Here is a 13,858-nt window from a genome sequence, read left to right as displayed (position 1 = left end):
TCCAGCGTCAGTTGTTGATAAGTTCCGCCATCACGATCTCCTCCGCCTGCGCTTTCAGTGCGTTCATGTGCCGCACCCAGTCCATCTGCCGGGTCTTTTTGTCCGGCGCCGGGTCCGCCGCCAGCAGTTCCTCCATCAACTGCTTCATCCGGGCGGTGGCCGTCTCCTGCACCTCCCACAGGTGCGGGAACAGCTTCCCGGTCAGCGTCAGGTGGTTGTAGAGGAGCTTGTTGTTCTCCTCCAGGTACGCCCTCCGCATCCTGCCGTACTTGCCCAGCAGACGGTCCTCCATTTCCTCCAACTGGATGTCCGGGATCAGGTAATCCCCGGCCTTCGTGTAAGTCAGTTCTGTCATTTTTCCGGCTCCTTTCCTCCGCTTGTTCGATCTGTTTCGTCCTCTCGTAGGTTCGGATGGCCCGTTCCACTTCACGGAAAACCTGGGAGGATGCCTCGCTGACCGCCGCACCCAGCACATTGGACGCCGCCTGGGTATTGAAGTCGAACACGTCCATGAAATCTTCCGGCTCAAAACAGCTCTCCGGGTCCTCCACACAGCGGGAGCAGAGCATATACTTGATGCTGGTCTCCGCCGCCCTCCGAAAGGACACCCCTACGTTGAACTCATCATACCCGTAGAGGAAGGAATCGTCAACGATGCCGAGGATGCTGTCCTTGTTCTCCTCCCAATATTCAGCGGCGAGGCGGGAGGCGATGCCCCCGATCTGCTCCTCCAGCCCCGCGCCGGCCCCCACGCCGTAGGCCCGTTCCAGCACATCCTGCACAGCGGGGACATATTCCTCACGCATGGACCAGAGGTTGACCGGGCGGGAGTTCTCCCTCTCCCCGGTGTCCGACACATCGAACACATAGCGCAGCTTCGGGCGGCTGCCCGTGTTGTCCACCAGGGCGATGCCCTTGGAGCCGCGGCGCACATAGCGGCGCATGGTCTTGTTCCAGAGGTCATACTCGGCGCAGGCCGTGGCGTCCGGGCGCTGCTTGTAGATCATGAGCTGCTCATTGTAGGGGTATTTGTAGAGCCGGGCCGCAGTGGTAAGGAAGGCTGTCCACTGCTCCCGGCTCCCGGTCACTTGTCTGGCGGCTTCTTCCGCCATCTGGGTGTAGTAGGCGGCTTTCGAGGGGAACGGTACGACCGCCGCCCCGTCCGCCTGTAAGGGTTCATTCAATGCCATAGGTTGCCTCCGTTTCTTTCAGATTTGTGTGCTTGGGTCAGATGTCCGGGTACAGGTCCAGGCTGTCAAATTCCGTGTCCGTCATGCCCTCTAGCTTTTCCAGGACACTTTTGGAGAGACGGCCCAGCCGCCGCTCCGAGGGCGTAAGCTGGAGGCGCATGGCCTCCAGCTCCGCCACCAGCCCCGCCCGCGTGCCGGGGTTGTAGAGCATCATCATAATACGCTCATCCCGTGTAAAGTCCTTCATCTCTCGTCCCGTCCGGCCTGCTTCTGGGGCGGCCTGCGCTTTGTCTGCTCCGCGCCGGAAAGGGCTTTCAGCGCGTCCAGGACAGAGTGCCGCTCCGTTTCAGGCTCATCCTTTCTCCCGTTGTTGATGATCCCATCAATGGAGTTGTAGTCGTCCTCCATCGCCATCTCAGCGTTCTTCAGGTAGTTCTCCCGCAGGGCGAAGTTTTCCAGCTCCTTAAAGCCGATGGAATCCACATAGTGGCAGGATACCACGCCGCCCACCTTCAAGGCCACGATGTCGCTGACCGACAGGCTGTGTCCCCGGAAATCCTCCGGGCGGGCGGTGTTGAACTGCACATAGAACGCCTCCAGCTGCGCCATCACCGCCTCCGGCGTATCGGGCACCTTGGGCAGCTCCCCGTGGTAGACCACCTCGTAGTGGTCGATGTCCGGCTCCTTGCCCTGTCGCTGGAGGCTGGCATAGGACTCGAACCGCTCATAGAGGGTGTCGTCTGTCCGCCGCAGCTGTAAGATGGCGTAGGAGTCGGTGGCGCTCTCCAGAAACGCCGCCAGGTGGCCGGGGGCCTCGTCCACGCCGTTCACCTCGTCCCATTTCCTGATGTCAGACATTCTGTTCCTCCTTCCTCAAAAAAGGCAGGCCGTTCTCCTTTGCGTCCTGCCTCTGCCGCTGTCTGCGTTCCTCGCTGTACGGTGGGCGGATGCCCACGCACCGCTTGGGGACCTGATAGGTCACGGACCGCCCCGGCCCGGAACGCTCCAGAACATAGTCCTCCGGGAATCGCTGGGAAAGCTCCCGGAGCTTATTGATGAGCCTTGCGTCATGGGTGTAGACCTCCGCCGTGTCCAGCTCATTGTCCCACAGGATGATGGTCTCCTGCTCCGCAAGGGTCAGCTTCTGGCGGCTCATAAGCTGGCCTCGTCCCGCTTCTTCGCCGGGGCGGGGGCGGGGTGTTCCTTTGCGCTGGACTTCAGGGCGGAAAGCTGGCCCAGGACGGACTCCCGCTTCTCGTCCTGCGCCTCCTGTTCCTGCATAGCCGCCTTGTCCATGAGCATCCCGTAATCGGTGGGCGTCATGGAGCGGCGCTCCAGTTTGTTATCAAAAAGGACCATATCCCGCACCTCGTTGATGGAGCAGCCCACGACCTCCAGTTCGCCGCTCTTGGTCTCGTTGAATTTCTCATCGTACAGATGGTAGTCCCAATGGCCCGCCCCACACTCCACGGCGAGATAGGCGTTCCAGCCGATCTTCCACGCCGCCTGCTCCGCATCCAGCTCTGGCTCCGGGCGGCAGACGCCCCCGCCACGCTCCAGCACCTCGGCGAACTGGCAGATATGGTAGACCTCGCTCCCGACATAGGTGTGGTAGTCGTCGATATACTCGCACTTGGCGGAGAAGGTCCTGTCCGGGTACTCCACCTGGATCGTACCGCCGTCCGGGATGCGGAACTGCTCCTCATAGCCGCTGTTGATGAAGCGGATGTCATCCTTCGGCAGTGTCTCCGGCTCCCAGACGGAGCGGCGGCGGATGTCCGAATCGCGGAAATCTTTCAGGGAGGTCAGGCCCACCTGCGCCACATCGCTGCCACCCAGCGGCCCGCTTTGCAGCCCCGCCTCTCCGATAGCGGCTGCCCGCGCCGCCGCAAGATGGTCGTGGGTGGGGTCGATACCGTCCAGCACATCGTCCAGGCTGATCTTGCCCTCGGCGGTCTTTTCTTTGGTCTGCTTGTCGAACACAGTGTACTCAAAGTCCCCGCCCTGGACCTCTTTCAGGTGGAGCAGGGAGGAACGGTCAACAAGGTACACGCCTTCCTGTTTTCCCTGCGACTCCATTTCCATCTGGACAGCCTCCTGCACAGCCTGTTCCATACTTAAAGTGGCCGCCCGGTCCTCGATGCTCTCCCGGACTACATCCATATGCCCGGTATCGACCATCTTGGAGAAGGTCTTGTAGATGTCCGCCATCGTGTCCGGGGAGGCCAGCAGCGCCCTCGCCTGATCGTCAGGCAGTTCCAGCGCCCCGATCTCCATCAGGATGTCCTCCCGCACCGCATACTCGACAGCGTGGTTCAAGATATCGGCGGGCGGCTGGTCCACCAGCCATGCCCTGAACTTGTCCTGCTCCGCCGACGCTTTCTCATACAGTTTGCTGCTCAGTTCCGTATCAGCCATTCTATCAGTCCTCCTGTCTCAAAATTTTGACCCATCTTGTTTTCATCTGGCGGGGATACTGCCCGCTGTCCCTGGGCCTACGCCTGCCCGTCCACTCCAAGCCCCCGGCAGGCCCCTCACACACGAAGCCGGAGGCTTTCAGGGACGCGCCGCACTCGCTGTCCAGGATATAGGTGATGATCCTCTTGTAGCCCATCGCCCGCGCCGCCCGGACCGCTGCGCCATAGAGCATACTGCAAGCGTTCCTCGCCCCATCGGTGCAGAGGCGGTTGACCTCCAGCGTGTAGCCATCGTCCAGGAAACGGCTCACCGGGCGGCCGCAGATGGCAACGCCGGCGAGCCGCCCGTCCTCCTGGACGCCGATGGAGAACTTGTGTCCCACCGTGGGCTTGTGGTGGCGGTGGTGCCGGCGCGCGAACTCGTTCGCCTCCCGCAGGGAGACGGGGACCAGCGACAGCATATCACTCACCGCCCACGGCGTCACGGATGCCCTGCATGATATACGCCACACAGGGTACGGCCACGCTGTTGCCGAGCATCTGGTAACGCTTCGTGTCGCTGATGGCCCTGCCGTCCGCGCCGGCCTCCGTCCAGCCGTCCGGGTAGCCCTGCAAACGCTCCGCCTCGGTGGGGGTGAGCCTCCTCACGCAAAGCCCGGTGCGGACGGGGTTCTGGTAGTTCAGCGAGTAGCCGCCTGATGCCGCCTTTGCCAGCAGTGTGCCGCTGACCTCATCCGTCTCCCGGAGGTTGCGGCAGTCCACGGCGGCGGCCTCCGGCCCGTCAGCGCCCTCCACCACGGCCATGCCGCCCTGATTGCAGCAGGGGTTCCCGCCGTTCAGGTCCAGCGTCCGGGAGGTATCTGCCTCATAGAAGCCACTTTGGGGATTGTCCGAGAGCATCCCGCCAGAGTGGTAGGCGCCGATGACATAGGCTTTCATCACGGCGCTCTGCTGGCCCGCCAGAAGGGTGGGGGCGGTCTCCTCCTGGAAGCCGATGCTCCCGGACTGGCTGCCGGCCTTGTGCTTGAAGCCCGCGCTCACCACGCAGAAGTCCAGCTCGTTCCCCTGTCCGGCAGGGCGGGAAAGCCCCGCGCCGGAGGCACAGAGCGTCCCGGCGATCTGGGGGTGGGTCACAATGGGCTGTTCATGCCCCGCCACCAGCGTGGGCGACTTCTCCTCCATAATCTCGGCGTTAGACTGCCCGGTCGCCATGCACAGCGGAGCCGTGACAACATGGGGGCTGCCCGCCCCGCAGAGGGTGGGCTGGACGGGCTTCAGGGTGGAGCGGTTCGTCTTGCTGGTGATCTGCTGGAGGTCGAAGCCAGCGGCCACAGTGGGCGGCTGCTCATCCTGCCCGGTCGCCATGCAGACGGCGTGGCGGTCGATGGTGTTGAGGGTGAAGGACACATTCTCGTTGATACCATCCCCCTGCGGCCCGTTCCCGTCCGCCCTGCCGATCATGGAGCCTTGGATGGCGTATGCGGTGATGGGCAGATTGCCGTGGGTCTGGCTGCGGAGGGTGGGCGATACGCCGCCCTTCTCCACACTGAGGGAATCTCCGCCCTGGTCGTTCAGTATCTCCACCGCATTTTTCGGCGCAAAGAGGTATTGGTCGTTCCCGGTCGCCAGAGTGCCGCTCTTTTCTATCTGGAGCAGAGGCCCCTTGCCGCCGCCCTCACAGCCGCAGCGGATACGCATGGAGATGGCGGGGACCGCCGCTCCCATGCCATCCGGCATCTCGATCACGCCGTTGCGCCCGGTGGACATCCCGCAGTTCGTCCCCAGCGTGGCCGCCACATGGCCGGTCATCTGGGCATTGTAGCCGTCTATCCCCGCGCCTGCTGTTCCAGCGCCGCTTTGAGCATAGGCGGCAGGTCCTTGCCGCGGCGTTCCGCCCGCCGCAAAATACCCTGACAGGCTTTTGGGGACAAAGAGTATTTCTCCGCTGCGTTCGCCTCTAAAATCTGCGACAAGAAAGATACGCCTGCGCCGCTGTGCTGTTCCGAAATATTGGGCGTCGTACACGCACCAAGCGAGGTCAACGCCTCGGCCTCGTACCATCCCGGCGTTCGCCCACTGTCCAGAACGAGGCATTGGAACTTCGGTTTCTGCGAACGCTTCAAGCACAGCCTTAAAGTCACGCCGTCCAGAGGACGACAGAGCGCCGGGGACGTTTTCCCACAGCGCGAATCTCGGGTATTCTCCATTGGTAGCCTCCTGCATCTCTCTGATGATCCTGATGGCCTCCAGAAAGAGGCCGCTCCGCTCCCCCGCAAGTCCGAGCCGCTTGCCCGATGCCACGCTCAGGTCCTGGCAGGGGGAGCCGAAGGTGATGATGTCCACGGGCGGCAGCTTGCCGCCGTCGAGTTTCGTGATGTCCCCCATGTGTTCCATCTCCGGGAAGTGCTTCTTCGTCACGGAGACGCACTCAGGGACGATCTCGCTGGCCCAGAGGGCGCGAATCCCATAAAAAGAGGCGGCATAGGGGAAACCTCCTATGCCGTCGAACAGGGAACCGAGTGTAAGCTGCCCTCTATTCAATTCTTCTTTCCTCCGCTTTTCTTCCCGCTGTTGTCGAACTCCATCTGGAACTTCGCCCGGCCGTCCTCCTCGGTGGTGAGCAGGACATCGGCGTTGTAGGTCTTGCCCGTCCGCTGGCTCTTGCAGTCCTTCAGCTTGATGCGCCCCTCCTTCACCAGCTTCTCGGCCATGCCAGCGGTCAGGTGCTTGCCGATCTTCTTGAAGTAGGCGTTGTCCTTCCAGAGGACGAAGCGGCACTGCGTCGTCACAAACTCCACTCCGCTGCGCCCGCCTTGCGGCGAGCATCCGCTCCGTTCCGTTGCTCCTCCTTCTCCCACAAAATCTGACGATTTTGTGGGAACCCTATGAGTGCAAAACCAGCCCTTGTCACGCTCCGCCACGTCCGCCCCGCAGTGGGGGCAGCTCCCGATCACCTTGCTGTTACCCGGCATCTTGATCTCCACTCCTTTCACTGTCTCATAGTTCTTCACGAGGTCCGTCACCATCCCGGCGATCTCCCGCATGAAATCGTCAGGCGCATAGCCGCCCTTCTCAATGCCCAGCAGCTTCTCCTCCCACTCCGCCGTCATGGAGGGGGACTGTATCTGTTCCGGCACTACGGCGGCCAGGGCGCGGCCCTTGTCCGTAGGGACCAGCGCCTTGGCCTTCTTGTCCCCCTTGCGCTCCACAAAGCCCTTCTGCACCAGCTTCTCGATGATGGCGGCGCGGGTAGCAGGGGTTCCGATGCCCTTGCGCTCCACATCTTCGGGCATCTCCTCGGCCCCGGCTGTCTCCATGCTCTGGAGGAGGGTGTCCTCCGTGAACCGTTTGGGGGGCGTTGTCTTGCCCTCTTTCAACTCCACCCTGGCGAGGGGCAGCTCCGCATTCTCCGAAAGGGCGGGGATGGGCGGCGCATCGTCCCCGTCCTTCTCCCCGTCAGCGGCGGAGACATACGCCCGCCAGCCGGGGTCCGCGACCGTCTTGCCCTTGGACTTGAACTGGTGTCCGGCGCACTCCAGTGTGACGGTGGTCTCCGAGTAGCGGCAGGGGTCGCCCACGGCGCAGACGAGGCGCAGGGCGATCAGGTCCAGCACCGCCAGCTCCCCGGAGGGCAGGGCGGCGAGGTCGGCGGACTCCAGCGTTTTCGTGGGGATGATGGCGTGGTGGTCGCTGACCTTTTTCCCGTTGATGACCTGAGCGGCGTTCACGGGGACGGGGGCGTCCGGGGAGATGTCCCGCTTTTTCTGCACCATTTCCACCAGCCCCGGCAGCATCCCCGCCATGTCCTCCGTGAGGTAGCGGCTGTCCGTCCGGGGGTAGGTGACGAGTTTCTTCTCATAGAGGCTCTGGGTGTAGTCCAGGGTCTGCTGCGCCGTATATCCCAACTGGCGGTTGGCGTCCCGCTGAAGGGAGGTCAGGTCATAAAGCGCCGGGGGCTTCTCCGTCCGGTCCTTACGCTCCGACTTTACCACGGTGGCTGTACCAGCCCTGCGGCACTCCTCCGCCACCTTCTCCGCCTCGGTCTTTTCCTTCATACGCTCTCCGTTCGCCGCAAAGCCCTCCGGCACAAGCTGGACCGTGTAGAACGGCTCGGACTGAAAGCCGCTGATCGCCGCCTCCCGTCCGCAGACCATCGCCAGCGTGGGCGTCATCACCCGGCCCACATTGAGGGTGGGGCCGTACTTGCATGAGAAAAGCCGGGTGGCGTTGATGCCGACGATCCAGTCGGCGCGCTCCCGGCACAGGGCAGCCTCATACAAGGCGTCGTATTCCGTTCCCGGTCTCAGGCGGGCGAAGCCCTCCCGGATGGCAGCGTCCTCCATAGAGGAGATCCAGAGCCGCTCAAAGGGCTTTTTGCACTTGCACTGGTGGTAGACCAGCCGAAAGATCAGCTCGCCCTCCCGTCCGGCGTCGGTGGCCTCCACGATGGAGGCGACATCCTCCCGGCCCATCAGCCCCTTCAAAATCTGGAACTGCTTCTTGGTGGACGGGGACACCTGGTACCGCCACTTCTCCGGCAGGATGGGCAGGTCCTCCAGCCGCCACTTGGCGTAGGTCTCACCGTAAGCCTCCGGCTGGGCCAGCTCCACCAGATGGCCCACGCACCAGCTCACGATATACCCGCCGCCCTCCAGATAGCCGTCACACCGCTTCGAGGCGCCCAGCACCTTGCCGATGCTCTGCGCCACTGAGGGCTTCTCGCAGATCACTAACTTGCTCATAGGCAGTTGCTCCTTTCTGAAAAAATCAACTGTTTTCGCCCGATTTTGGGCATCAAAAAAAGCGGGCAAAGATGTGTGATCCTTGTCCGCTTTACGGTTTTTATAAAGTTTTGCCCGCCGCCTGTTTCAGGAAAGGTTCTCCCGGAGGAATTTGTGCGACAGGAGGGAGAGGTAGGCTTCGCCCAGTTCCATGATAAAGTCCGGGGTGATGGACCAGAACGGGGAGCGGTGCAGATTGTCAAAGGCCATCTTGAGGACGGCATACAATGCCGGGTCTTCCAGCCCAAGACGCTGTTTCAGCCCCGCCTCCGCATCGGCCCACTCCGTCACGCCGCCGACCTCCCTTGTAGCCATGACATACACGAGGATCAGCGACATACATTTCTTCGAGTCCGGGTCTGCCGGGGACAGCATACGGTAGAGCCGCCCGACCTCCTCCCGGACATCCGCCAGCGTCAGGGACGTGTACTCGCTCAGGATGGAATCGGCCATGATGTCAGCCACAGCCTCCCGCCAGACCGCGTACCCGGCGTTCATCATGCCATCCTCCGCCCCGCTGCCCATGCAGTAGCGGTCAAAAAAGCCGCCGCCCTCGATCTCGTTCTCACAGCAGAACAGGTGGGATATTTCATGGAGGAAAACACGGTGCAGCTCCGGCAGGGGGAAGTCGATGTCTGCGCGTATCATCACGCCGTACTGCCCCTTGCCCCAAAAAGCCTGTGCCGCAAAGGTCTGGAAATAGCCCTCCGCCTTGTAGTCCTCGTCCAGGTTCTTCGGAAAATGCTCCCGGCAGAACTGCTCATAGACATCCAGCCCGTTTTCCGGGGTGAAGAACGCAAGGACGGTGTTGTCCCTTGTGATGCCGGAGTCAAGGGCTTCGTTGAAGAAGTCCAGGGCGTCATAAAAGATGTCCCTCAGTTCCTGCTCCGTGTAGCGGCCCATATCCGCACCTCCTACTCCAGTTCTTCCCAGGGTTCCAGTCCCATCTCCTCCCAGGTGACGCCATAGGGGGCGCCCCCGGAGGTGTACCCGGCGATATAAAAGAAGCGGCCGTCCTGCTCCGGCAAGCTCTGCTGCTCCTGCGCCGCCAGCCTCGCCTTTTTCCGTTTCCGGGCGGCCCGCTTGATCGCCAGCTTCTCCGCCTCGGTTTTCTTCACCCTGGGCTTCGGCGGCTCCGGGAGGCCGTTCTTCTCGATCCGCTCCGTAAATCTGGCCTGTTTTTTCAGGAAAACATCATGGACGGTCTCATAGGACAGCCCCAGCCCACGGCCTTGTATCTTGGTAAAGGCCGCCTTTGCCAGCTTCTCCAGTTCCGCACCGGCGGGCATCTGCCCATGCTCCTTGTAATGGGCGCAGACCACGCCGAACATGACCTCGGATAATTTCTGTTTCTGTTTTGCTTTCAGGTCTTTCCATTCCCTTGCGCCCACGCCATCACCTCCCGGACATTACTGCACCCATTGTAACATGGATGCGGCATATCCGCCATAGGCATTTGGGAAGCCGGCCAGATAAATGACCATCAGCCACAGGCAGATCATCAGGAGGACCAGAAGTTCAAGAAACCTTCGGGGGTCAATACGCATAGCCGCACCTCCTGTTCTACAAAAGGGTTTGCGGCTGGTCTCAGCCGCCAGCCGCAGACTGTTCCATCAGATACAGATGGCTCCGCTTAGACCGGCTCATCGTCCGACCCGTCAAAGCCATCCTCGTCCTCATCGTCAAGCCCAATGTCCTCCGGGAGGCCGTAGTCCTCGTCATCATCCAGATAATCCGCGTCCGGGTCGGGCTTTGCCTGTTCCTTCTTCCCGCCGCCCTTGAAGAACTTCGTGTAGGCGAAGAAGCCGCCTCCGCCCAGCAGTGCCAGCACAAGAAGCAGGGCGGGCAGGGGGTTCGCTTTGGGCGCGGGCTTTTCCTCGTCCGGCTTGTCCTCCCCATCCTCCGGCTCCTGGGTCTCGGCGGGCGGCTGGACCTCCGGCTCAGGCTTGGTGTACTTTGCCGCTTCCTCCTCGTCCATCAGGGCCAGCAGGTCCGCCTCGTCCACCAGGTTCAGGAAGTGGACGGTCTGCTCCCCCTCGTCATCCCGGTCGATGATGAGGTAGAAGGTATTCCCGGCCTTTGTCACCAGCGTGATGAACTGCTTGCCGGAGCCGTCCGCATGGGCCTCGTCATAATCGTCCACCAGCTTCAGGTTGCCGTCCGGGGTGAGGGCGGTGGAGGGAGGCTCTGCCGTGTCGGTATTGCCCATGCTCATCATCAGCAGGAGCATCATCAGGGTGTCCTCGTCAAAGCCGCTGCCGGGGTCAGGCGCATCCTGCCCGTCCTCCTCAGACGGGGCGGCGGGGGCCTCCTGTTCCGTCACATCCAGATAGTCCTTGTAGACATACCCGGTGGCCTCCGGGATCACGACCTGATACCAGTCGCCGTCCTCGCCAACGACTTCCACCTCGGTCCCCCGGAGCAGATGCCCGATCACGGAATGCTCCAGGCCGGAGCCGGAGCGGAGGTTCAGGTAGGTGTCGCTGCGGACATTAACTGTGCCAACGGTGACGGCCTCCGGCTCAGTCTCCGGCTCGGTATCGGGGGCGGTATCGGTGTCCCCACCGGCCTCGCCGCCCATCAGGGCGGCCATGATCTGCTCCATGCCCTGGGCGGAAAAGGTGATCTTCCCATCCTCACCGATGCTCACGCCCTCCGGCAGGACGACCTTTGTGCCAAGGGTAACGCCGTCAGGCAGGGCGGGGCTGCCGTCCTCCGAAGCGACCCCGGCAGTCTCATCCGTTTCAGCGGGGGCAGTCTCCACGGCCTCCGTCTCTGTGGCCCCGCTGGTGGGGGCCGGGGCGCCCTCCGTCGCAAAGCAGACGGCGGAGAGGTTCCCCATCATCAGAACGCCAGCCAGAAGGCCGGCGATCATGCTCTTAAATTTCATCCTGTTCATCCTCCTTGATCTCAGAAGTGTTGTTGTCACGGCCAGCCTGCATCCCCGGCGCGCCCGCACCCGGCATGGCAGCCGGGGCGGGGAACAGCCCGCCTTGCAGGGCTTTCAGGACCTCCGCAAGCTGGTCCGGGGTCAGGTTCTGCGCCCGCACCATCTCATGGATCTCCGTGTTCTCCTGCTGGATATACTTCTGGCAAAGTTCCTTGTAGCGGGCGTCCCACTGGTCGCGCTTCTCCTTTGCGCGGTCCCGGTCGGCCCCGATCCTGTCCAGTTTCTCGCTCATTTTTGCTCCTTTCACCTGATGCGCCCGAAGCATAGGAAGTGGTTCTGCCAATAGTTACTCTCGGTGCTGGCGTAGGAGATGGGATTTCCGCAGTGGATCATCATCCCATCGCCCACATAGATGCCCACATGGGTGGCGTCGCTGGGGTCCGGGGCGTCGTAGGTGTGGTGGAAGAAGATCAGGTCTCCCGGTTTCGCCTGGTCGGGCGGGATGATGTCGCATATCCCTTTCAGTCCCTTGGCCCCCAGCCTCCCCACGCTCCAGCCGTTGCCGCTGTGGTTGATGACCCACGACACGAAGCCGGAACAGTCAAAGGAAGTGGACGGGTTGGAACCACCCCACACATAGGGGTAGCCCAGATACTTCTCCGCCTCGGTTATCATCCTGCGGAATCTCTCATCGGTCAGCGCCTCGCCGGGGATGTCATAGTCCGTGTACTCACCCCCGGACACGCCGTACACATCCTCCCCGAACAGCTCCGAACGGTTGCCGCTGGTGGTCATCAGCACATCATAGCGGTCAGCCTGCTCCGTCGTCAGCCCGGAGGCCCGGATCACCGCCCCCAGCCCCTTGTTGGTCAGCTTCACATTGAGGATATGATAGTTGTACGGCACTTCCACGTCGTAGTCGTTGCCCTCGCTGTCCGTCCGGGTCTCTGTGCGGTAGCGCACCTCCACCTCCGGCGTGAGGGTGAGGGTGTACTGCTGGGCGAACAGGCTTTGCAGGGTGCTTTGGACCTCCGCCCTGGTGTAGTCCTCGAACAGGACGGTCAGGTAGGAGGCCAGCTCATAGGGGTTGTGGCCGATCTCCGCCAGGTCGTAGCGGTACTCGTCATAGCCGGGGTGGGTGCTTTCGATATTGCTTATCTGGTGATTGAGGGCAGTCTCCAGAGCGGAATAGTCCGCATCTGCTCCGATGATGTCAGCGTCCTCTGCCGTGTAGGAGGTCCCCAGCACCGCGTTCCCGCTCCCGGCGAACATGGCGGTGCAGGATGAGAACATCCCGGCGATGAGCATGATGAGCAGCCCCAGGACACCAGCGATAAGGATGGCTTTGGGATGCTCCTTTACAAACTCAATCCCTTTATCCACCAGTGACTTCGTTCCCTCGGTGGCCTTTTTTCCGCCCTTCGCCGCCCCGGAAGCCCCGGCTTTGCCGCTGGCCTTGGCCTCCATATACCGCTTTTTCAGTTCCTGCTTCTGCCGCCACTTGGAGATGGGATTGGAGGAATGGTTGGGGGAATTGTGGCGCTCCCGCTGGTACAGGGCCTCCACATTGGCGCTGTCCGACTTCCGCTCCAGCCTCGCCGCCTTGTCGTACTGTTTCAGCTTGTGGCTGTAATGGCGGTTGTTCACGACGTTCCCGGCGTTCCGCACCGTGGACTCCCCGCTTTGCAGGGCGTCCGCGCCGGAGTTGCCCTCACCGTCATCGTCCGACCGGCCCACGGCATCCCGGACGGTGTTCCTTGCCGCGTAGAGGGCAGCGGCGGGGGCGTTCACCGCCGCCCGGCCACCCGCCCCCGGCTTCTGGGCGGTGACTTCTGTCACCTCGATACGGAGCTTGCCCCTTGCGGCTATGGTGGACTGCGGCGACCGGCGCAGCTTGTCCGAGAGCCGCTCCGCGGTGGCCTCCACCTTGCCGCTTCTGGCGGTGGTGCGGGGTTTCCTTTTGGATGGGGCTTTCTCCTTTTCCCGGTCCGCCTTGGAGGACTGCCGGGACTGGTGGAGCTTATCCGAGAGCCGCTCGTCCACGGCCTCCGCCCTGCCACTGTCACGGATGATACGCACACGCCTCTTGGTCGGGAGCTTCTCATTCGCCCGGTCCGCTTTATCGGCGGCCTTGTCCGCCTTTTTCGCCGCCCTGCGGATGTCCCGGTCAGAAAGCTCATCCTCCGTAAAATGGAGGCGGCGCGCCTTATCAGCCATTGTCCACCTCCCGCTTCCTGACCTCCGTCAGCTTGGTCGTCATGATCTTGTAGAGTTCCAGGTCGGTGGGGAAACGGTCCACGAAGGGCAGGATGACATTGCCGAAAAACAGCAGCCCCTCACCCTCGCCGGAGTGGGTCACATAGGAGAGCTGGTGGGGCGAAATGTTGAGCTGCTTCGCCAGGATGGCGCGGTCCCCCGCCGCCTGGTTGAGCATGATGATGAAGTCGCTGTTCTATAGTGATAGGTAAGCCCCTGATATCATCTCAGGCTTTTCCCCCACTTCACACCGTGCATGCGACTTTCACCGCACACGGCGTTCCATCGGTTAGTAGATTTCGTTGTCTAAACAATCAAACCTGT

14 protein-coding genes and 1 pseudogene are annotated in these 13,858 nt (G+C 62.3%); all 15 read right to left on the bottom strand.

The window, feature by feature from the left end:
- Positions 1-7: 7 nt before the first annotated feature.
- On the bottom strand, positions 8-292 hold the full coding sequence (locus FYJ45_RS14635; RefSeq protein WP_321170243.1) for a TnpV protein: 285 nt from the start codon (positions 290-292) through the stop codon (positions 8-10).
- 935 nt (positions 293-1,227) lie between these two features.
- Positions 1,228-1,437 carry a transposon-transfer assisting family protein gene (locus tag FYJ45_RS14630; RefSeq protein WP_074661589.1) on the bottom strand — a complete coding sequence of 70 codons (210 nt, stop codon included), beginning with the start codon at positions 1,435-1,437 and terminating at the stop codon, positions 1,228-1,230.
- The gene (locus FYJ45_RS14625; protein WP_074661587.1) at positions 1,434-2,048 is read right to left on the bottom strand and encodes a YodL domain-containing protein; all 615 of its coding nucleotides are present in this window, start codon (positions 2,046-2,048) and stop codon (positions 1,434-1,436) included. Before FYJ45_RS14625 ends, FYJ45_RS14630 begins: the two co-directional genes overlap by 4 nt.
- Positions 2,041-2,346: an immunoglobulin gene (locus tag FYJ45_RS14620; protein WP_074661585.1), complete on the bottom strand. Its 306-nt coding sequence runs from the start codon at positions 2,344-2,346 to the stop codon at positions 2,041-2,043. Before FYJ45_RS14620 ends, FYJ45_RS14625 begins: the two co-directional genes overlap by 8 nt.
- Positions 2,343-3,608 (bottom strand): DUF3848 domain-containing protein, encoded by a 1,266-nt coding sequence (locus FYJ45_RS14615; RefSeq protein WP_081352010.1) that lies wholly within the window; start codon positions 3,606-3,608, stop codon positions 2,343-2,345. The genes FYJ45_RS14620 and FYJ45_RS14615 overlap by 4 nt, the downstream gene beginning before the upstream one ends.
- A 4-nt stretch (positions 3,609-3,612) precedes the next feature.
- Positions 3,613-4,068, bottom strand: a complete 456-nt coding sequence (locus tag FYJ45_RS14610; RefSeq protein WP_074661582.1) for an XF1762 family protein — start codon at positions 4,066-4,068, stop codon at positions 3,613-3,615.
- A 1-nt stretch (position 4,069) separates the two neighbouring features.
- A complete protein-coding gene (locus FYJ45_RS30725) occupies positions 4,070-6,148 on the bottom strand; it encodes a DNA cytosine methyltransferase (protein ID WP_235919751.1) in 2,079 nt (692 codons plus the stop codon).
- Positions 6,145-8,349 (bottom strand): DNA topoisomerase 3, encoded by a 2,205-nt coding sequence (locus FYJ45_RS14595; RefSeq protein WP_074661580.1) that lies wholly within the window; start codon positions 8,347-8,349, stop codon positions 6,145-6,147. The genes FYJ45_RS30725 and FYJ45_RS14595 overlap by 4 nt, the downstream gene beginning before the upstream one ends.
- Before the next feature lie 126 nt (positions 8,350-8,475).
- A complete protein-coding gene (locus FYJ45_RS14590; RefSeq protein WP_074661577.1) occupies positions 8,476-9,291 on the bottom strand; it encodes a hypothetical protein in 816 nt (271 codons plus the stop codon).
- A gap of 11 nt (positions 9,292-9,302) precedes the next feature.
- Positions 9,303-9,779, bottom strand: coding sequence for a hypothetical protein (locus FYJ45_RS30720; protein WP_235388155.1), 477 nt, complete (start codon positions 9,777-9,779; stop codon positions 9,303-9,305).
- An 18-nt stretch (positions 9,780-9,797) separates the two neighbouring features.
- Positions 9,798-9,935, bottom strand: a complete 138-nt coding sequence (locus FYJ45_RS14580) for a hypothetical protein (RefSeq protein WP_154465345.1) — start codon at positions 9,933-9,935, stop codon at positions 9,798-9,800.
- An 86-nt stretch (positions 9,936-10,021) separates the two neighbouring features.
- Positions 10,022-11,278, bottom strand: coding sequence for a CD1107 family mobile element protein (locus FYJ45_RS33175; RefSeq protein ID WP_195841821.1), 1,257 nt, complete (start codon positions 11,276-11,278; stop codon positions 10,022-10,024).
- On the bottom strand, positions 11,268-11,585 hold the full coding sequence (locus tag FYJ45_RS14570) for a DUF4315 family protein (RefSeq protein ID WP_235388154.1): 318 nt from the start codon (positions 11,583-11,585) through the stop codon (positions 11,268-11,270). Before FYJ45_RS14570 ends, FYJ45_RS33175 begins: the two co-directional genes overlap by 11 nt.
- Positions 11,582-13,069 carry a C40 family peptidase gene (locus FYJ45_RS31775; protein ID WP_321170242.1) on the bottom strand — a complete coding sequence of 496 codons (1,488 nt, stop codon included), beginning with the start codon at positions 13,067-13,069 and terminating at the stop codon, positions 11,582-11,584. Before FYJ45_RS31775 ends, FYJ45_RS14570 begins: the two co-directional genes overlap by 4 nt.
- A gap of 418 nt (positions 13,070-13,487) precedes the next feature.
- Positions 13,488-13,730 (bottom strand): annotated as a pseudogene (locus FYJ45_RS14560) (conjugal transfer protein TraE); the annotation flags it as partial.
- Between the last annotated feature and the right edge of the window lie 128 nt (positions 13,731-13,858).

The organism is Eisenbergiella porci (genome assembly GCF_009696275.1).
GTDB classification, from domain to species: Bacteria; Bacillota; Clostridia; order Lachnospirales; family Lachnospiraceae; genus Eisenbergiella; species Eisenbergiella porci.
Note: the sequence above shows the minus strand (reverse complement) of the source record. Positions and strands in the feature narration are given on the sequence as shown.